Raw genomic sequence first — 19,978 nt, forward strand, 5'->3', positions numbered from 1 at the left:
TTCGTGTATCTGATCGAGTTCATTCTCCTTCCCTACCCCGACAACGCCAGCCCAGCCGCTGGCGTTTTGCATTACGGGGTCGTTGACAAGCAGTAGGTCAACCGGATTTGGGCCCCACGCCAGTCGGCTTTCTTTCAATCTTGAGGAAAGTCACTGTCATGAGCATGCTCACCACCCCCGCTACCAAGTACCCTGCTTCCCCCGTTCTGGCCTTGCCTGACCGCACCTGGCCCAATCAGCAGATCACCCGAGCACCCATCTGGATGAGCACCGATCTGCGCGACGGCAACCAGGCCTTGTTCGAGCCCATGAATGGCGCCACCAAGTTGCGCATGTTCCAGTTGCTGGTGGAGATCGGTTTCAAGGAAATCGAAGTGGCCTTCCCGGCGGCCTCTCGCACGGATTTCGATTTCGTGCGGACCTTGATTGAGGGCGGCCACATTCCGGACGACGTCACCATCGAGGTGATCACCCAGGCGCGCGAGGACCTGATCCGCGAGACCTTCGAGGCCTTGCGGGGGGCACCCAAGGCCATCGTGCACCTCTACAACGCCACGGCACCGGCCTGGCGTCGCACCGTGTTCGGCATGAGCCGCGATGAGGTCAAGCACCTGGCCGTGCGCAGCACGACCTTGATCCGCCAGTTGGCACAAGCCCAGACGGACACGCGCTGGACCTTCCAGTACAGCCCCGAGACCTTCAGCACGACCGAGCCTGAATTCGCATTGGATGTGTGCAATGCGGTGATCGAGGCGTGGCAACCCACCGTGGCCCAGCCCATGATCATCAACTTGCCCGCGACCGTGGAGGCCAGCACGCCCAATGTGTACGCGGACCAGATCGAGTGGATGCACCGACGGCTCGCCCAGCGCGGGGCCGTGATCCTCAGCGTGCACCCGCACAACGACCGAGGCACCGCGGTGGCCGCCGCCGAACTGGCCGTGATGGCGGGCGCCCAGCGCGTCGAGGGTTGCTTGTTTGGCAATGGCGAGCGCACCGGCAATGTGGACCTGGTGACCTTGGCCTTGAACCTCTATAGCCAGGGTGTCAGCCCCGAGTTGGACTTCTCCAACCTGCCCGCGATCGCGCGCACCGTGGAGCACTGCATCGCCTTGCCCGTGCACCCGCGCCATCCGTATGCGGGCGACCTGGTCTTCACCGCGTTCTCGGGCTCGCATCAGGATGCCATCCGCAAGGGCCTGGCCGCGCAGCAGGCCGATGCACCCTGGACCGTGCCTTACCTCCCCATTGACCCGCGCGATGTGGGGGCCAGCTACGAGGCGGTGATCCGGGTGAACAGCCAGTCCGGCAAAGGCGGCATCACGTATTTGCTGGAGTCGGCCTATGGCCTGGTGATCCCGCGCCGGGCGCAGGTGGAGTTCAGCGCCAGCGTGCAGGCCGTGGCCGATGACACCGGGCGTGAATTGACGGCCGGGGCCTTGTGGGCCTTGTTCCAGGCCGAGTACCTGGCTGCGCCTGGCCCCTGGGCCTTGTTGCACCACCATGTGAGCGACGACCTGGGGCAAAGCCGCGTGGAGTTGCTGGTGCAGACCCCGCATGGCACACGCCGTTTGCAAGGGCATGGCAATGGCCCGCTCGATGCCGCCTGGCAGGCTGTGCAGGAGTTGGGCTTGCCCGACGGGGCACAGTGGCATGGCTTTGAAGAGCACGCCACCCGCGAAGGTTCGGACGCCACGGCGCTGGCCTGGGTCGAGGTGGGCGCGCCGGGCGTGGCGGCCAGCGTGTATGGCGCCGGGCGGCATCCGCACATGGTGAGCGCATCCGTGCAGGCCATGATGCAGGCGCTCAACCGCCTGGCCATCAAGGCGGGTTGGTCGGCTCAGGCCGAGATGGACCCGGACAAGGAGCGTGCCGCATGAGACGCGCATCCAATATGTTCGGTGTCTGCCCGAGTTGTTGCCATTCGGGGCCCTTGCTGCGCCATGCCGTGCGCCCGAGCTGGTGGCGCGATGTGCCTCAGGACGGGCGGCCACAGGTTCGCCGTGGGCACATCGTGCGCTGGCGTTGCCCGGCCTGCAGCCAGACCCACTCCTGCCAGCCGGATTGGGCCTTGCCAGGCAAACGCCTGACCCGGGCACTGGATGCCTGGGTGCGGCAGGCCTTGCAGGCAGGCCAGAGCGCACGCGCCGTGGCCCGCTGGTGCGGGGTCGACGAAAAAACCGTGCGCACCTGGGGCAATACGAGCTAGCGCCCGTACTGGACGGCAGCGTTCATTCCCGCTAACATACTGTATGCGCATACAGTATTGCGTTGCTTGACATGAACCTGCCTTCTGTTTCTCTTTCCCTGCCCCGCGGCGCCGCAGCCTTGCCCGAGCATGTGGCTCAGGCCGTGTGGCGTGGGGATGCCATGGGGCGGGCGGCCAGCACGGTCATCGCCAGTGGGCACCCGGCGCTGGATGCCGAGTTGCCTGGCGGTGGCTGGCCTTGTCAGGCCATGACCGAGGTGCTGCTGGCCCAGTCTGCCCAGGCCGAATGGCGCTTGCTGGGCCCGGCGCTGGCGCAGGTCGTGCGGCAAGGTGGCAGCGTGCTGTTGATTGGGCCGCCTCATCCCCCTCACCTGCCCGGTTTGTCCCGCGAAGGCTTGCGTGACGACCGCCTGATCCGCGTGGACGCCCGCACACCCGCCGAGCGCCTGTGGGCCACCGAGCAGGCCTTGAAGGCGGGTTGTGTCAGCGCGGTCCTGAGTTGGCTGCCGCAGGTGCGCCCGGAGCAGATCCGGCGCCTGCACGCCTGTGCGGCGCAGCACCCCGGGCCGCTGTTCGTGTTCCGTCCCGTCAAGGCTCAGGCCGATTCATCTGCCGCCCCTTTGCGTGTGCTGCTGGGGCTCGGGGCATGTCCACATCCCTTGCAAGTGCAGATCATCAAACGACGAGGGCCCATGCTGGATCAGGTCTTGAGCCTGCCGCATTGGCCGGCTGGTTTGACGTCACTTCTGCCGCCTCTGCCCCCTCGCTCACTTGCACCTTTGCCTGCTGTTTCTCTACCTGTTCCGGCTTCTTCATCCACCACAACACCATCCAGCCCAGAGTCCGATGCTCACCGCAGGCCACACCATGCTGCACTGGATCGCGCTGCTGCCCGGGCATCTCGAGCCATGTCCTGAGGCTCATGCCAGCCAGGCGGCCCATCACGACGAGCCCCAGGCTGAGCCTCAGGTGCCAGCCTGTGTCATGCCAACGGTGCTGAGCCCCTTGCATCTGGGCTGGTGGGCACTGCAGTTCACGCCTCGTGTGGCCTTGCTGGAAGACGCCGTGGTGCTGGAGGTGCAGGCCAGCGAGCGCCTGTTCGGTGGCGCCAGGGTATTGCGCGAGCGCATTGTGGATGAGGCCAGGGCCCACGGTGCAGAGGCCTTCGGTCATGCCGCCACGGCCTTGGCGGCGGTGGCGCTGGCTCGCGATGGGCGAGCCAAGATGCCTGACGACGGCCATGATGATGAGGCCGAGGTGGATGGGCTGGGCAAGCTGGCAGTATGTCTGGACACGCTGCCGCTTGACGTCTTGCCGGGTGTGGCCACGCACGGCCCCACGCTGGCCAGGCTGGGTTGCCGCACCCTGGCGGATGTACGCGCCCTGCCCCGTGGCGGCCTGAGCCGGCGCTTTGGCGCAGGCTTGCTGCAAACGCTGGACCGCGCTTATGGCCGCAGCCCGGAGGCATTCGACTGGCTGGTGCTGCCACCGGTGTTCGATGCCCGGCTGGAGTTGCCCGGCCGGGTCGAGTCGGCTCCTGCCCTGTTGTTTGCGGCCAGCCGCTTGCTGCAGCAACTGTGTGCCTGGCTGGCAGGCCGGCAAGCGGGTGTCACGGCTTTCACCTTGCGCTGGCTGCATGACTGGCACCGGCGAGACAGCAGCCGCGAAGGCGAATGGACGGTGCGCCTGGCCAGCCCCACGCGCGACTACCCCCGCCTGAGCCGCCTGCTGGCCGAGCACCTGCAACGCATCCAGTTGCATGCGCCCGTGGGTGACATCAGCCTGCATGCCGATGCCATCGAAGCACTGCCTGTGAGCAGCCAGCAACTCTTCCAGGAGTACCGTGAAGACCAGTTGAACGCTGGCCCCGATGCCTTGCTGACACCTTCGGCGCAGCGTGCCCAACGTGATGCCTTGCTGGCTTTGCTGGAAAAGCTCAGTGTGCGGCTGGGGCCCGAGCGCGTGCTGCAAGCCCGGATACAGGCCGATCACCGTCTGGAGTGCGCGCAGCAATGGCTGCCTGCCGTGCAAGCCTTGTCAGACAAGAACCGGCAGCCGACACCAGCCAAGCTGCTTGCCGACACACCGCAGCCTTGCTGGGTGCTGCCCGAGCCCTTGCCCCTGGCGCTGGAGAGGGGCATGGGCCAGCACCCGGTCTACCAAGGGCGCCTGACGCTGCTGGCGGGCCCGCATCGCGTCGAGGCAGGCTGGTGGGATGCGCACACCGGCCATGCCCGTTTCACGCGCGACTATTACCTGGCCAGCAGTGCCCATGCAGGGCTGCTGTGGGTGTTCAAAAGCCAGCAGGCCACAGACGAAGCGGGCAGCCCCTGGTACCTGCACGGCTTCTTTGCCTGAGCGGAGCCCTGCATGCTGCCTCCTTCCCCGCTCCCCTCCTTGCCATTCGCCCTGCCTGACTACGTCGAGCTGCATGCGGTGTCGAACTTTTCTTTTTTGCGCGGCGCCTCGCATGGGGAGGAACTGGTGCAGCGCGCCCTGGCGCTGGGCTATGGCGGCCTGGCCATCACGGATGATTGCAGCCTGGCCGGCGTGGTGCGGGCGCATCTGGCCTTGCGTGAGGCACGTCAGGCAAAGCAAGCTGGCGCTGAAGACTTCAAGTTGCTGATCGGCAGCGAGTTCCAGGTGTTCGAGGATGCACAAGACGAAACCCCCTTTCGCCTGATTGTGCTGGCCTGCCACCGCCTGGGTTACGGCCTGCTGAGCGAGTTCATCACACGCCTGCGCCGTGCCACCGAGGGCAAGGGCCAGGCCCGGCTGGCGCGCGCCCAGATCCGCCAGGAGGCCTTGGGGGATTGCGTGGTGCTCATGGTGCCCAACCGCTGCTGCTCTGCCGCAGCCATCGAGGCGCAGGCACGGTGGCTCAAACAGCACTTTGCCGGTCGCTGCTGGCTGGCCCTCGAGTTGCACAACCAGCTGGATGATGCGGTGTGGCTGCGCACCTTGCGCCATGTCAGCGAGGCCAGCCGTGTGCCATTGGTGGCGTCTGGTGATGTCCACATGCATGCCCGCTCCCGCAAGCCCTTGCATGATGTGCTCACCGCCATCCGCATCGGCAAGCCCTTGCCTGAATGCGGGCTGGAGCTGGAGCGCCATGCCGAGCGCCATTTGCGCAGCCGCCTGCAACTGGCGCAGCGCTACCCGGCTGACACCCTGGCTGCCACGCTGGATGTGGCTGCGTGTTGCACGTTCAGCCTGGATGAGTTGTGCTATGAATACCCTGAAGAAGTGGTGCCTGCTGGCGAGACCCCAAGCAGCTACCTGCGGCGCCTGACTGATGCGGGGGGCAACTGGCGCTACCCGCAGGGCGTGCCTGCTCGTGTTCGGCAGCAGGTGGACAAGGAGCTGGCGCTCATTGCCGAGCTGGACTATGAAAAGTACTTCCTCACGGTGTATGACATCGTGCGCTTTGCCCGCTCCAAGCACATCCTGTGTCAGGGCCGAGGCAGCGCGGCCAACTCAGCCGTGTGCTACTGCCTGGGCGTGACCGAGGTCGATCCGGATCAGGCCACCCTGCTGTTCGAGCGCTTCATCTCCAAAGAGCGCAACGAGCCGCCCGATATCGATGTGGACTTCGAGCATGAGCGCCGCGAAGAGGTCATCCAGTACCTGTACCAGCGTTATGGCCGCGACCGTGCCGCCCTGACCGCTACCGTCATCAGCTACCGCACGCGCAGTGCCTTGCGCGACGTGGGCAAGGCACTGGGCTTTGACGCCAGGATGATCGAGCGGGTCGGTGACAACCACCAGTGGTGGGACGGCCAGGGCATCCAGACAGAGCGCTTGGTCGAGCTGGGGCTGGACCCGCAAGACATCCGGCTGCGTCAATGGCAGGACTTGTCGCGCACCTTGATGGGTTTTCCGCGCCACCTCAGCCAGCACACCGGCGGCTTCGTGATCGCCAAAGGCGCCTTGTGCCGCATGGTGCCCATCGAGAACGCCAGCATGCCCGATCGCAGCGTCATCCAGTGGGACAAGGATGACCTGGACGCATTGGGCCTGCTCAAGGTCGATGTGCTGGCGCTGGGCATGCTCACCGCCTTGCGCAAGGCCCTGGATTTCATCGGCCAGCAGCGTGGCCACGCGTTCGAGCTGCAAGACATCCCCAAGGAAGACAAGGCCACCTACGACATGATCTGTGAGGCCGACACCATTGGCGTCTTCCAGATCGAAAGCCGGGCGCAGATGAGCATGCTGCCGCGTCTGCGCCCTGACAAGTTCTATGACCTGGTGGTCGAGGTGGCCCTGGTGCGCCCGGGGCCGATCCAGGGCGGCATGGTCCACCCCTATCTGGAGCGCCGCGAGATCTACCGGCGCGACCCATCAGCCATCACCTACCCGCCCCGTCTGGAGGCGGCGCTCCAACGTACCCTGGGCATCCCTATCTTCCAGGAGCAGGTGATGCAGATCGTGGTGCTGGCAGCCGGCTTCACGCCGGGCGAGGCCGATGAGTTGCGCCGCTCCATGGCCGCCTGGCGGCGCAAAGGTGGCGTGCACAAATTCAAGGACAAGGTCATCAATGGCATGGCCGCCAACGGCTATGACCCGGGCTTTGCCGACCAGATCTTCAAGCAGATCCAGGGCTTTGGCGAATATGGCTTCCCGGAGTCCCATGCGGCCAGCTTTGCGCTGCTCGTCTACGCGAGTGCCTGGGTCAAGTGTCATGAGCCAGCCGCCTTTCTGGCCGGCTTGCTCAACGCGCAACCATTGGGTTTTTATTCACCCAGCCAGCTCGTGCAGGATGCGCGCCGGCATGGTGTGGAGGTGCGCCCACCCGACGTGATGGACAGCCTGTGGGATTGCACGCTGGAGGCGCCACTTGCTGCGCCGCATCGATCCAGTGCCAACCGGACTGAAGCCCGCGCAGACCAGCCCGCTGTGCGCCTGGGCTTGCGGCTGGTGGCCGGGCTGTCTCGCCAATCGGCCGAACGCATCGTGAAGGCACGCGAGCAGGCGTCCTTTACCGATGTGGACGACCTGGCCCGCCGCGCTGACCTCGATCAGGCTGATATGCGGGCCCTGGCTTCAGGTGATGCGTTGATGAGCTTGTCCGGGCACCGCCGCCAGCAGGTCTGGGAGGCTTCGGCCCTGCACCGCGCCCCGCTGTTGCTGCGCGAAGCCCCGGTGGCAGAAGACAGGCTGACCTTGCCTCAGGCCCACGAGGGCGAAGAGATCGTGTTTGACTATGCCTCGCTGGGCCTGACCCTCAGGCGCCACCCCCTGGCCTTGCTGCGCCCCAAGCTGGCCGCGCAAAGGCTCTGGACGGCGCAGGAGATGCGAGACTTCCCTAACGGGCGGCTGGCACGCGCCTGCGGCATCGTCACCGTGCGGCAGCAACCCGCCACGGCCTCGGGCGTGATCTTCGTGACCCTGGAAGACGAGACCGGCACGGTCAACGTGGTGGTGTGGAAGCATGTGCGCGACCGCTATCGCCAGGCCTTGCTGCAGGCCCGTTTGCTGGCGATCTATGGCGTGTGGCAGCGCGAAGGCGAGGTGCGCCACCTGATTGCCCAGCATCTGCGTGACCTCACGCCCTTGCTGGGCAGCCTGGCCACGACCAGCCGCGATTTCCATTGAGCGCTGTCGGTACTTGCGAGCGTGCGTGCAACTGCTACATTGCCGGCTCGGACCTGCATCAGCAATGGCCCCCTTCCAATTTCTCCACGTATGGCTCCTTGCCTTTGTTGTCAGCCTCGTCGGCTTGAATGCCGGCGCGGTGGTGCTGGGCGATGGCGCCGCCTTGTCGGAGCCTTGGCCACCTGCTGTGCAGCCCTCACCACCAGACAACTGCGCTGCGAGGCTGACAGGTCGCCACACCACTTATGACGTGGGCCCCGGGCAGCCTCTGACCGAGCTCACGGACGTACCCTGGCTGGCTTTGCAGGCCGGCGATGTGGTCAACATCCATTACCGCCCCGAGCCCTATCGAACGAAGTTCGGTTTGCGTGCGCAAGGTACAGCCGATGCCCCCGTCGTCATCAATGGCGTGACCAGTGGCACCTGCGCCCGCCCTGTGATCTCTGGCGAGCAGGCCGTCACGGCACGCGATGCCCGCATGGCGGACTTCAACCGCAGCCCGGAAGGGGCAGGCCTCATCCTGATTCATCGGCCACCCAGTGGCCCTGGTGAAGCGTTCACGCCGAGCCACATCGTCATCCAGAACCTCAAGCTCACGGGTGTGAGGGCGGGCAAAAGCTTCCTCAACGCTGAAGGCATGGCGCAAAAATATGGGGACTTTTCTGCGGCCATCTACGCCTTGCGCGTCCACAACCTGACGGTGGAGAACTGCGAGATCACCGGCAACAGCATGGGCATCTTCACCGATACCAAGGGCGACGCAGCTGACGAATACAGCGCCAACATCATCATTCGCCGCAACCTGATCTACTACAACGGCAACCCAGGCCGCTACTACGAGCACAACCTGTATATCCAGGCTCGTCGTGCCCTTTACGAGGGCAACTTCATCGGACAGGCCTACGGGGGATCATCCTTGAAGGACCGCAGCAGCGGTACCGTGATCCGCTACAACAAGATCCTGGCCAGCGGGCATGCCATGGACCTGGTCGAAACCGAAGAAGAACAGTTCAAGATCCTCCGGATGGACCCGCTCTACCCGTACGCCTGGGTCTACGGCAACATCATCATCAATGACAGCCGGGCCCCAGCGGGCATGGCCGTCAACATGGTGCATTGGGGCTTTGACAACGCGGTCGAGCGCGGCCGAAACGGGGTGCTTTTTTTCTATCACAACACCGTGGTCAGCCGCATCGAGCCGCAGGCGTTTCCTTACGTGGTGGCATTCCAGATCGGGCGCGAGGGCCTGGCACCTGTGGGGGCCTCGGTGGAGGCCGCATCCAATGTGTTCTGCCAGCAATCTGACAACGAATGGCGCTTCCTCAGCCAGGCTGGCAGCTTGAAGCTTGTGGGGACCAACTATGTGCCCGAAGGCTGGGTGCCTGGCAAGCCGAATGTGCAGGCCGATGTGGCACTGACCGGTGCCAGGTTGATGGCCGGTCTCAACCCCAAGCTGGATGCCGCGGGCGTGCCGCTGGTTGACTCACCGGTCTGGGATCAACTCGACATGGGGCCAAGCTTCACCCCGCCAGGCGCCACGGCGCAGAACCTGACGGTGCAGCATCAGTACAAGATCGGCGTGGGCGTTGCGCCCAGGCCTGCTTCGGGCAAACCTGGGCGCGCGGCCCTGGGGGCCATGGCTGCGCCCTGATCAGCGCTTGCGCACCGGCATCAGGTCGGTGCAACTGCCATGCGCGGCCTCGGCGGCCAGGCCCACGCTTTCACCCAGGGTCGGGTGCGGGTGGATGGTCTTGCCGATGTCGACCTCGTCGGCCCCCATCTCGATGGCCAGGGCCACTTCACTGATGAGATCGCCCGCATGCGTGCCCACGATGCCACCGCCCACGATGCGCCCGGTCTCGGCATCAAACAGCAGCTTGGTGAAGCCCTCTGCGCGGCCATTGGCCAGCGCGCGCCCGGAAGCCCCCCAGGGGAAGAGCCCCTTCTTGAGCGCCGTGCCTTGCGTCTTGGCCTGCTCTTCCGTGAGTCCCACCCAGGCGATCTCGGGGTCGGTATAGGCCACGCTGGGGATCACCAGCGGGTCAAACGCCGCACTGGCGAGTTCATGGTCACCCAGCAATTCACCGGCGATCACTTCCGCGGCCACATGACCTTCATGCACGGCCTTGTGCGCCAGCATGGGCTGCCCGACGATGTCGCCGATGGCAAACAGGCTGGGCACGTTGCTGCGCATTTGCGCGTCCACCGGGATGAAGCCGTGCTCGTTGACCGCCAGCCCCGCTTTGTCGGCACCGATCTTGCGGCCATTGGGGCTGCGGCCCACCGACTGCAAGACCAGGTCATAGGTTTCGGGTGCCGGCGCATCCATACCGGGCTTGGCCGACTCGAAGCTCACGCGGATGCCTTGCGGGGTGGCCTCGGCTGCCACCGTCTTGGTGCCCAGCATGACGCGGTCAAAGCGCCCGGCATTGAACTTCTGCCAGACGTTGACGAGATCGCGGTCCGCGCCGGGCATGAGCGTGTCGCTCATCTCGACCACATCGATCTTGGTGCCGCCTTGTGCGCCCAGCGTGGAGTAGACCGTGCCCATTTCCAGGCCGATGATGCCGCCACCGATGACCAGCATCTTCCTGGGGAGGGATGGCAGGTTCAGGGCGCCGGTTGAATCAACCACACGTGGGTCATCAGGCAGGAAAGGCAGGCGCACAGCCTGCGAGCCCGCCGCGATGATCGCGCGCTTGAAGCTGATGGTGCGAGCCTCGCCTGTCTTGTCCTGGCTGCTGCCGCTGGTGAGCTCCACCTGGATGTGGTGGGCATCCACGAGTGAGCCATAGCCACGCACGATCTCGACCTTGCGGGCCTTGGCCATGCCGGCCAGCCCGGTGGTGAGCTTGCGTGTCACGCCACTCTTGTGTGCGCGCAGCTTGTCCAGATCCAGCGTGGGCGCGGCAAAGCTCACACCCAGTGCGTCGAAGTGCCTGACCTCGTCCATCACGGCGGCCACGTGCAGCAAGGCCTTGGAGGGGATGCAGCCCACGTTCAGGCACACGCCACCCAGCTCGGCATAACGCTCGACCAGGATGACCTTGAGGCCCAGGTCGGCCGCGCGGAAGGCGGCGCTGTAACCGCCCGGGCCACCGCCGAGCACGAGCACGTCGCAGTCGGTGTCAGATGGGGCGTTAACGGCAGGGGCTGCCGCAGATGATGAGGCGGTTGACAAAGCCGCAGCCGCTGCGCCCGAAGAGGCCGCCCCTGCTTGGGCACCAGCCACTACAGCATTGGCCGCAGGTGCTGCCGTTGCCGCGGCGGTGGCGCCGGCCGTTGCAGAAGCCGTGATGCTCGGTGTGGATGCCGCCTTAGCCGCACCAGCCTCTGCCACATCCAGTGTCAGGACAATCTGCCCCTGGCCCACGCGGTCACCCAGCTTCACCTTGATCTCGCCCACCACCCCGGCCTGGGGTGAGGGGACCTCCATAGAAGCCTTGTCCGACTCCAGCGTGATGATGCTTTGCTCTGCTGCAATCGTCTGCCCTGGCTTGACCAGGATCTCGATGACGGCCGCGTCGGCGATGTCCCCGATATCGGGGACGGGAATGTTGATCAATGCCATGTGCTTGTTCCCTTGCTCACACCAGCGCGCGGCGGAAGTCGGCCAGCAGGCTGGCCAGGTAGGTGTTGAACTTCGCTGCCGACGCGCCATCGATGACGCGATGGTCGTAGCTCAGGCTCAAAGGCAGGATCAGGCGCGGCACAAACTCCTTGCCGTTCCACACCGGCTTCATCGCCGAGCGGCACACACCGAGGATGGCCACTTCAGGCGCGTTGATGATGGGCGTGAAGGTCGTGCCCCCAAAGCCACCCAGGGAGGAGATGGAGAAACAACCACCCTGCATCTCGGCAGGCGAGAGCTTGCCCTCGCGCGCCTTGGCCGCCAGTGCAGCCGTCTCCAGCGCGAGCTGGCTCAGGCTCTTTTGATCGACATCGCGGATCACGGGTACCACCAGGCCGTTGGGCGTATCGGCCGCAAAGCCGATGTGCACATACTGCTTGAGCACCAGGTCATCGCCATCGAGCGAGGCATTGAACTGCGGGAACTTCCTGAGCGCCACAGCGCAGGCCTTGAGCAGGAAGGCCAGCAAGGTGAACTTGGTGCCGGCCTTGGCGTGCTCGTCGTTGAGCTTGAGGCGCAGGGCTTCGAGCTCGGTGATGTCAGCCTCGTCGTTGTTGGTGACGTGGGGGATGCGCACCCAGTTGCGGTGCAGGTTGGCCCCCGATATCTTCTTGATGCGCGACAGCGGCTGGCGCTCGATGGCGCCGAACTTGGTGAAGTCCACCGTGGGCCAGGGCAGCAAGGTCATGCCGCCCAAATCGGACGAACCGGCCGAGCCTGCGCCACCACCCGTGGCACCAGCCTGCGGCTGATCCGCGCGGACCATCACCCCCTTGACGAAGTTCTGCACATCGACGTGGGTGATGCGGCCCTTGGGCCCGGTGCCAGGCACTTTGCTCAAGGCCACACCCAGTTCACGCGCAAAGCGGCGCACCGAGGGCGAGGCGTGAGACACCGCGCCCAGCGCAGGCACTTCCAGCGTGGCCAGGGCCGCCGTGGGGGGCGTGCGCTCGGCGGCGGGCGCCACAGCAGGGGACGCCGCGGCAACAGGTGCAGCAGCCACCGCAGCCGCAGCAGCAGGAGTTGCTGAAGCCGGCGCAGATGGGTTTGTTGCAGCGGGTGCAGCAACTGGCGCCGCCGCCCCTGCCCCATCCACCGTCTCCAGCAGGCCCACCAGCGAGCCCTGGCTCACCTTGTCGCCCAGCTTGACGCGCAACTCCTTGAGCACCCCACCCACAGCGCTGGGTACTTCCATGGAAGCCTTGTCCGATTCGATCGTGATCAGGCTTTGTTCAGGTTTGATGGTGTCGCCCGGTTTGACGAGCAACTCGATCACCGCGGCATCGCTCACATCGCCGATGTCGGGCACGGTCAGTTCAATCACAGCCATGAGATGTCTACCTTCCTGCCTCACGCGTACAGCGGGTTGATCTTGTTGATGTCGATGCCGTACTTGGCAATGGCCTCGGCCACCTTGGCCAGCGGCACCTGCCCGTCATCGGCCAGCCCCTTGAGTGCGGCCACCACGATGTAGTGGCGGTTGATCTCGAAGTGCTCGCGCAGGCGGTAACGGAAGTCACTGCGCCCGAAACCGTCGGTGCCCAGCACCTTGTACGAACGGCTTTTCCCATCCTTGTACTTCGGGATGAAGGCACGGATCTGCTCAGGCAAGGCCTTCACGTAGTCGGTCGATGCCACCACGGGGCCGGCGGTACGGTTCAATTGCGCCGTCACGAAAGGCACGCGGGGTGTTTGCGTGGGGTGCAGCAGGTTGTGGCGCTCGGCATCCAGCCCTTCGCGGGCCAGCAGGTTGAAGCTCGGGCAACTCCAGACGTTGGCACCCACACCCCATTCGGCCTCCAGCAGGTCCTTGGCTGCCATGGACTCACGCAGGATGGAGCCCGCACCCAGCAGGTTGACGCTGAGCTTGTGCTTGGCATCCGCTTCCTGCAGCAGGTACATGCCCTTGATGATCTCGGCCTCGGTACCGGCCTTCAGGCCCGGCTGGGCGTAGTTCTCATTGAGCAGCGTCAGGTAGTAGAAGACGTTCTCCTGCTTCTCGACCATGCGTTTGAGGCCATCCTGGATGATCACGGCCACTTCGTGCGCGAAGCTGGGGTCGTAGCTCATGCAGTTGGGAATGGTGCCTGCCACCAGCTGGCTGTGGCCGTCTTCGTGCTGCAAGCCCTCGCCATTGAGCGTCGTGCGCCCCGAGGTGCCGCCCAGCAGGAAGCCGCGCGCCTGCATGTCGCCGGCCGCCCAGGCCAGGTCGCCCACGCGCTGCAAGCCGAACATCGAGTAGTACACGTAGAACGGGATCATCACGCGGTTGTTCGTCGAGTACGACGTGGCCGCCGCAATCCACGAGCTCATGCCGCCCGCTTCGTTGATGCCTTCCTGCAGGATCTGGCCGGCCTTGTCTTCGCGGTAGTACATGACCTGGTCGCGGTCGACCGGGGTGTACTTCTGGCCTTCCGGGGCGTAGATGCCGATCTGGCGGAACAGGCCCTCCATGCCGAAGGTGCGGGCCTCGTCCACGAGGATGGGCACCACGCGCGGGCCCAGGCCCGGATCGCGCAGCAAGGGTGTCAGGCAGCGCACAAAGGCCTGCGTGGTCGAGATCTCGCGGCCTTCTGCGGTCGGCTCCAGGATGCTCTGGAAGGCGCCGAGATCCGGCACGACCAGGGTCTCTTCCGCCTTGGGCCGGCGCTTGGGCAGGTAGCCGCCCAGGGCCTGGCGGCGCCCGCGCAGGTACTGCATCTCGGGGGTGTTTTCTGCCGGCCGGATGAAGGGCAGCTTGGGCAGGTCCTCGTCGGTCACAGGGATGTTGAAGCGGTCGCGGAAGACCTTGATGTCCTCGTCCGTGAGCTTCTTGGTCTGGTGCGCGGTGTTCTTGCCTTCACCGCTCTTGCCCATGCCAAAACCCTTGACGGTCTTGATCAGCAGCACGGTAGGCTGGCCCGTGTGGTTGACCGCCGAGTGGTAGGCCGCGTAGACCTTTTGCGGATCATGACCGCCGCGGTTGAGGCGCCAGATGTCGTCATCCGACAGGCGCGCCACCATCTCCAGCGTCTTGGGGTCGCGACCGAAGAAATGCTGGCGCACAAAGGCACCGTCATTGGCCTTGCAGGCCTGGTAGTCGCCGTCGACCATCTCCATCATGATGCGGCGCAGCGTGCCGTCCTTGTCGCGCGCCAGCAGCGGGTCCCAGTACGAGCCCCACAGCAGCTTGATGACGTTCCAGCCCGAGCCGCGGAACTCGCCTTCGAGCTCCTGCACGATCTTGCCGTTGCCACGCACCGGGCCGTCCAGGCGCTGCAGGTTGCAATTGACCACGAAGATCAGGTTGTCAAGCTTTTCGCGCGCGGCCAGGCCGATGGCGCCCAGCGATTCGGGCTCGTCCATCTCGCCGTCACCGCAGAACACCCAGACCTTGCGCTTGGACGTGTCTGCGATACCGCGGGCATGCAGGTACTTGAGAAAGCGCGCCTGGTAGATCGCCATGATGGGCCCCAGGCCCATTGACACGGTGGGGAACTGCCAGAACTCGGGCATGAGCTTGGGGTGCGGGTAGCTCGACAGGCCCTTGCCGCCCACTTCCTGGCGGAAGTTGACCAGTTGCTCTTCGGTGATGCGGCCTTCCATGAAGGCGCGTGCGTAGATGCCTGGTGCGGAGTGGCCCTGCACGTACAGCAAATCGCCGCCGTGATCGGGGGTGTCGGCATGCCAGAAGTGATTGAAGCCGCAACCCAGCATGGTCGCCAGCGAGGCAAACGAGGAGATGTGGCCGCCCAGGTCACCGCCATCAGCGGGGTTGTGGCGGTTGGCACGCACCACCATGGCCATGGCGTTCCAGCGCATGTAGGCGCGCAGGCGCTCTTCCATCTCCAGGTTGCCCGGGCAGTGGGCTTCGTCTTCCACGGCAATGGTGTTCACATACGCCGTGGTGGCCGAAAACGGCATGTCGATGCCCGCCTGGCGGGCATGGTCCAGCAGTGTCTCCAGCAGGTCGTGGGCACGGGCCCGGCCTTCGGTTTCGATCACACCGCTCAGGGCGTCCAGCCACTCGCGGGTCTCTTGGGGATCCATGTCCATGGATGCGGACGGAATTGGATCAATTGCAGACATGGGTTCAGTCTCCTGTTGATGAGGCTTATTTCACAGTATGGACATAAGCCAAGAGCCTGCGAACGTGGATAAACGCCGCAAACCTGGACACACTGCCAAACGTGCGATCAAAGCAACGCCTGGCGCGGTGCACAAAATATACGATTTGCGGGCCTCTCTCAAATTGTGGAAGCCCACACCGATAATTCCGACATGGCATTTTCTGCATCCACCAACTCTCCGGCGACCTTGCCCATGGCAAACCCCGGCCAGACCAACCGCTTGTTCTGGCGCTGGTGGCGCAAGCAGTCTCCCTCCCAGCAGGACCGGTATGCCACCCTGGGGCCGCTGGTTTCCGTGCTGCTGTTTCTGGCGGCGATCATTGCCGCGTTCTGGTATTTGCGTAATGAAGAACTGGAGCGCGAGCAGGAGTCAGTTAAACGCGACACCGAGGTGGTTCAGCAACAGGTTCGCCTGCGCCTGATTGAAAACCAGGAGCAATTGCTGCGTCTGGGCCGCGAAATCAGCATCAAGGCCGTCACGCCAGAGCAGTTCATGCGCCAGGCGGGCGACTTCGTCCGGGCGCGCCCGGAAGTGATCAGCGTCTCTTGGGTGCAGGCCGACGAAAGCGTCAAGGCCGCGCGCACCACCTTGAGCCTGCCGCTGGACCCCGGCCAGGCCATGGACCTGGATCCCCTGGGTACGCGCCCCGAGCAATATGATCCGTTGCATGTCAGCAAGGAGCAGCAAAGCGCCTTTCGTCTGGCCCGAGAGCGCAACCAGCCCATCTACTCCAAGCCCTACGCCAACCAGATGGGCGGCAAGGTCATCCAGGTCCACATTCCCCTGATCGATCGAAGCGGCTTCATCGGCACCGTGGTGACCGAGTATTCGCTTGAGTCGCTGATGCGCTACCTGGTGCCGCGTGAGGTGGCCGCCCGCCACGCCATGGGGCTGATCCAGGCTGACGGCGACATGCTGACCAGCACGGTGGGTGGCGACAGCGGCACCTCGGCCAAGCCCACCTTCATGTATGACGTCATCGTCACGCCGGTGGGCAACGGGCTGATGTTGCGCGGCATGGGCTTCAGAACCTCGTCCAACCTGATCGGCAACACCCTGTTCTGGATGGTGGTGGCGCTGTCGGCCCTGACGGTCTGGACGCTGATGGGCACCTTGCGCCACATGCGCCGGCGCTCCCAGATCCAGAAAACGCTGGTGCAGGAAACCAACTTCCGCCGGGCCATGGAGAACTCCATGCTCACCGGCATGCGCACCATCGATCTGGAAGGCCGCATCACCTACGTGAACCCGGCCTTTTGCGCCATGACCGGTTTTTCGGAAGAAGAGCTGATCGGTTGCGTGCCACCCTACCCTTACTGGCCCAAGGACAGGCTCGACGAATTCAACCGCATGTTCCAGCAAGAACTGCTCGGCCGCAGCCCGATGGGCGGCATCGAGGTGGTGATGCAGCGGCGCGACGGCAGCCAGTTCGACGCCCGAATGTACGTGTCGCCGCTGATCGACGCCCAGGGCGACCAGACCGGCTGGATGACCTCGGTGACCAACATCACCGAAGCCAAGCGCGTGCGTGACCAGCTCACCGCCGCCCACGAGCGCTTCACCACCGTGCTGGAGGGCCTGGACGCGGCCGTGTCCGTGGTGTCCGTGCAGCGTGGCGAATTGCTGTTTGCCAACCGCTCCTACCGCCTGTGGTTCGGCGCCAACCCGGATGCCCATGCCCAGCTGACCGGCGGCGAGATCATGCCCGACGAGGTGCTGGATGGCGATGAATCCGTGGACCACTTCGGCGGCCTGCCTACCCAGGCCTTGACCAATGCAGGCAGCGACACCCGTGAAGTCTTCATGGACGGCGTCCAGAAGTGGTTCGACGTGCGCGCCCGGTATGTGCAATGGACGGACGGCCATCTGGCCCAGATGCTCATTGCCACCGACATCACCGCGCGCAAACAGGCTGAAGAGGCCGCCGCCCGCCAGGCCGAAAAGTCCCAGTTCACCAGCCGCCTGATCACCATGGGCGAAATGGCCTCGACCGTGGCGCACGAGCTCAACCAGCCTCTGGCGGCCATCTCCAACTACTGCAGCGGCATGATCAGCCGGGTGCAGTCCGGCAGCATCGACACCGAGCAACTGGTCGGCGCCCTGGAGAAAACCTCCCGCCAGGCGCAACGGGCCGGCCAGATCATCCACCGCATCCGCCAGTTCGTGAAGCGCAGCGAGCCGCAGCGCCAGCCTGCCAAGGTGCGCGACATCACCGACGCCGTGCTGGAGCTGGCCGTGTTCGAGATGAAACGCCGCCGCGTGACGCTCAACACCACGGTCGCCAACCGCCTGCCCGTCATCATGGCGGACCCGATCCTGATCGAGCAGGTGCTGCTCAACCTGCTGAAAAACGCCGCCGAGGCCATCGATTCGGCACAGATGCCACAGTCGCGCCGCATCATCGACCTGCGCGTGCAGCAGCGCAAAACCGAAGAACAAGGCCCGGTCGTCGAGTTCTCGGTCAGCGACGGCGGCCCGGGCATGAAGGAAGAGATCCTGGCCCGGCTTTTCGAGGCCTTCCATTCCACCAAGGCGGAGGGCCTGGGGATAGGCCTTAGTCTGTGCAGATCCATCATTGAGTCACATCATGGTCGCATCAAGGCCGAGAACATCTACAATGAGGACATGGTGGTAGGGTGTCGTTTCACGTTCACCCTGCCGATCGACAGTGGGAGTGCCACGGATTTCGCAGATACCGTCACCCCCCCTTCCAACGACTTACTTGCCGATAACCCATGAGCTTGATCCCAAAAAAAGGCACTGTGTATGTGGTTGATGACGACGAGGCCGTTCGCGACTCGTTGCAGTGGCTGCTGGAAGGCAAGGACTACCGCGTCCGTTGCTTCGATTCCGCTGAATCGTTCCTGGCCCGTTTCGACCCCCGTGAAGTCGCTTGCCTGATCGCCGACATCCGCATGGATGGCATGAGCGGTCTGGAGTTGCAGGACAAGCTGCTGGAGCGCAAGTCGCCCCTGCCCATCGTGTTCATCACCGGCCACGGCGACGTGCCCATGGCCGTGAACACCATGAAAAAGGGCGCGATGGACTTCATCGAGAAGCCCTTCAAGGAAGACGCCCTGGTGGCACTGGTCGAGCGCATGCTGGACCAGGCCCGCGCCGCCTTCTCGCAGTCCCAGGAAGCCGCCAGCCGCGAGGCCCTGCTGTCGCGCCTGACCACGCGTGAGGCCCAGGTGCTGGAGCGCATCGTCGCCGGCCGCCTGAACAAGCAGATTGCCGACGACCTGGGCATCAGCATCAAGACGGTGGAAGCTCACCGCGCCAACGTGATGGAAAAGCTCAACGCCAACACCGTGGCCGACCTGCTCAAGATCGCCCTGGGTGCCAACGCGCCCGGTGCTGCTCAGACCAAGTGATGTCCCCTTGTGGGCGGCCTGGCCGCTCACTCAGGTGCATCCACCGGACCTTATTAAGGCCGCCTCACCCCACCGTGGCGGCCTTTTTCTATTGAATTTTCCGTATTCACTCGCTACCAACGCTTTCCCCCCGGAGCAGCCCATGACAGCCCAACTCATCGACGGCAACGCCCTGTCCAAACAACTGCGCGGCGAAGTTGCCACCCGCGCCGCCAAGCTGACCGCCCAAGGCATCAAGCCCGGTCTGGCCGTGATCCTGGTAGGCGACAACCCTGCCAGCCAGGTCTATGTGCGCAACAAGGTCAAGGCCTGTGAAGACGCCGGCCTGAACTCCGTGCTGGAAAAGTACCCTGCCGACATGAGCGAGGCTGACTTGCTGGCGCGCGTCGACGCGCTCAACAACGACCCCGCCATCCACGGCATCCTGGTGCAACTGCCCCTGCCCAAGCACATCGACGACCACAAGGTCATCGAGTCCATCTCCCCCGTCAAGGATGTGGACGGCTTCCACGTGGCCAGCGCCGGTGCCCTGATGGTGGGCGAACCTGGCTTCAAGGCCTGCACGCCCTACGGTTGCATGAAGATGCTCGAATCCATCGGCATGGCCAACCTCAAGGGCAAGCATGCCGTGGTGATCGGCCGCTCCAATATCGTCGGCAAGCCCATGGCCATGATGCTGTTGCAGGCCAATGCCACCGTCACCGTCTGCCACAGCGGCACGGCCGATCTGGCCTTCCATACTCGCCAGGCCGACGTGATCGTGGCCGCCGTGGGCAAGCGCAATGTGCTGACGGCGGACATGGTCAAGCCTGGCGCCGTGGTGATCGACGTGGGCATGAACCGCGACGACGAAGGCAAGCTCTGCGGTGACGTGGATTTCGCTGGCGTCAAGGAAGTGGCCGGCTGGATTACCCCTGTACCCGGCGGTGTGGGCCCGATGACGATTACCATGTTGCTGGTCAACACCATGGAAGCAGCCGAGCGCGTTGCGGCCGCCCGCGGTTGAGGCCCACTCTGAGCTGAGTATCTGAGGTTCACACGCACCGTCATTGCCAACAG

General features: G+C 64.7%; 12 protein-coding genes. 9 read left to right on the plus strand and 3 right to left on the minus strand.

All coding sequences use genetic code 11. The features are described 5' to 3' along the window. The first annotated feature begins 164 nt into the window (after positions 1-164). The 6 genes from leuA (at position 165) to HY019_RS15140 (ending at position 9,455) form a co-directional block, all read left to right on the plus strand. Complete coding sequence (gene leuA, locus HY019_RS15115; protein ID WP_290694233.1) at positions 165-1,880, plus strand: 2-isopropylmalate synthase; 1,716 nt, start codon at positions 165-167, stop codon at positions 1,878-1,880. Next, positions 1,877-2,209: a helix-turn-helix domain-containing protein gene (locus HY019_RS15120; RefSeq protein WP_290693631.1), complete on the plus strand. Its 333-nt coding sequence runs from the start codon at positions 1,877-1,879 to the stop codon at positions 2,207-2,209. Before leuA ends, HY019_RS15120 begins: the two co-directional genes overlap by 4 nt. Before the next feature lie 71 nt (positions 2,210-2,280). Further along, positions 2,281-3,126: a translesion DNA synthesis-associated protein ImuA gene (gene imuA, locus HY019_RS15125; RefSeq protein ID WP_290693634.1), complete on the plus strand. Its 846-nt coding sequence runs from the start codon at positions 2,281-2,283 to the stop codon at positions 3,124-3,126. Continuing rightward, positions 3,077-4,567: a DNA polymerase Y family protein gene (locus tag HY019_RS15130; RefSeq protein WP_290693638.1), complete on the plus strand. Its 1,491-nt coding sequence runs from the start codon at positions 3,077-3,079 to the stop codon at positions 4,565-4,567. The genes imuA and HY019_RS15130 overlap by 50 nt, the downstream gene beginning before the upstream one ends. A 12-nt stretch (positions 4,568-4,579) precedes the next feature. Next, the gene (locus tag HY019_RS15135) at positions 4,580-7,804 is read left to right on the plus strand and encodes an error-prone DNA polymerase (protein ID WP_290693641.1); all 3,225 of its coding nucleotides are present in this window, start codon (positions 4,580-4,582) and stop codon (positions 7,802-7,804) included. 124 nt (positions 7,805-7,928) lie between these two features. Then, positions 7,929-9,455, plus strand: a complete 1,527-nt coding sequence (locus HY019_RS15140) for a right-handed parallel beta-helix repeat-containing protein (protein WP_290693644.1) — start codon at positions 7,929-7,931, stop codon at positions 9,453-9,455. Here the strand turns inward: HY019_RS15140 and lpdA are convergent, their stop codons facing one another. The 3 genes from lpdA to aceE are packed head-to-tail and all read right to left on the minus strand — an operon-like array spanning position 9,456 to position 15,503. Beyond that, positions 9,456-11,375, minus strand: a complete 1,920-nt coding sequence (gene lpdA / locus HY019_RS15145; protein ID WP_290693649.1) for a dihydrolipoyl dehydrogenase — start codon at positions 11,373-11,375, stop codon at positions 9,456-9,458. Between the two features lie 16 nt (positions 11,376-11,391). Further along, the gene (gene aceF, locus HY019_RS15150; protein ID WP_290693652.1) at positions 11,392-12,765 is read right to left on the minus strand and encodes a dihydrolipoyllysine-residue acetyltransferase; all 1,374 of its coding nucleotides are present in this window, start codon (positions 12,763-12,765) and stop codon (positions 11,392-11,394) included. Between the two features lie 20 nt (positions 12,766-12,785). Beyond that, entirely contained in the window at positions 12,786-15,503 is a 2,718-nt protein-coding gene (gene aceE / locus HY019_RS15155) for a pyruvate dehydrogenase (acetyl-transferring), homodimeric type (protein WP_290693655.1), read from the minus strand. A 234-nt stretch (positions 15,504-15,737) separates the two neighbouring features. Here aceE and HY019_RS15160 point away from each other — a divergent pair, with 234 nt between their 5' ends. The 3 genes from HY019_RS15160 to folD all read left to right on the plus strand — a co-directional run bounded on the left by HY019_RS15160 (position 15,738) and on the right by folD (position 19,925). Then, on the plus strand, positions 15,738-18,284 hold the full coding sequence (locus tag HY019_RS15160) for a PAS domain S-box protein (RefSeq protein ID WP_290694235.1): 2,547 nt from the start codon (positions 15,738-15,740) through the stop codon (positions 18,282-18,284). Beyond that, positions 18,281-18,919, plus strand: coding sequence for a response regulator transcription factor (locus HY019_RS15165; protein ID WP_290693658.1), 639 nt, complete (start codon positions 18,281-18,283; stop codon positions 18,917-18,919). Before HY019_RS15160 ends, HY019_RS15165 begins: the two co-directional genes overlap by 4 nt. Before the next feature lie 142 nt (positions 18,920-19,061). Continuing rightward, positions 19,062-19,925, plus strand: a complete 864-nt coding sequence (gene folD, locus HY019_RS15170; protein ID WP_290693661.1) for a bifunctional methylenetetrahydrofolate dehydrogenase/methenyltetrahydrofolate cyclohydrolase FolD — start codon at positions 19,062-19,064, stop codon at positions 19,923-19,925. Positions 19,926-19,978 lie beyond the last annotated feature (53 nt).

The sequence above is a fragment of the Aquabacterium sp. genome (genome assembly GCF_016195855.1).
Classification (GTDB): domain Bacteria; phylum Pseudomonadota; class Gammaproteobacteria; order Burkholderiales; family Burkholderiaceae_C; genus Aquabacterium.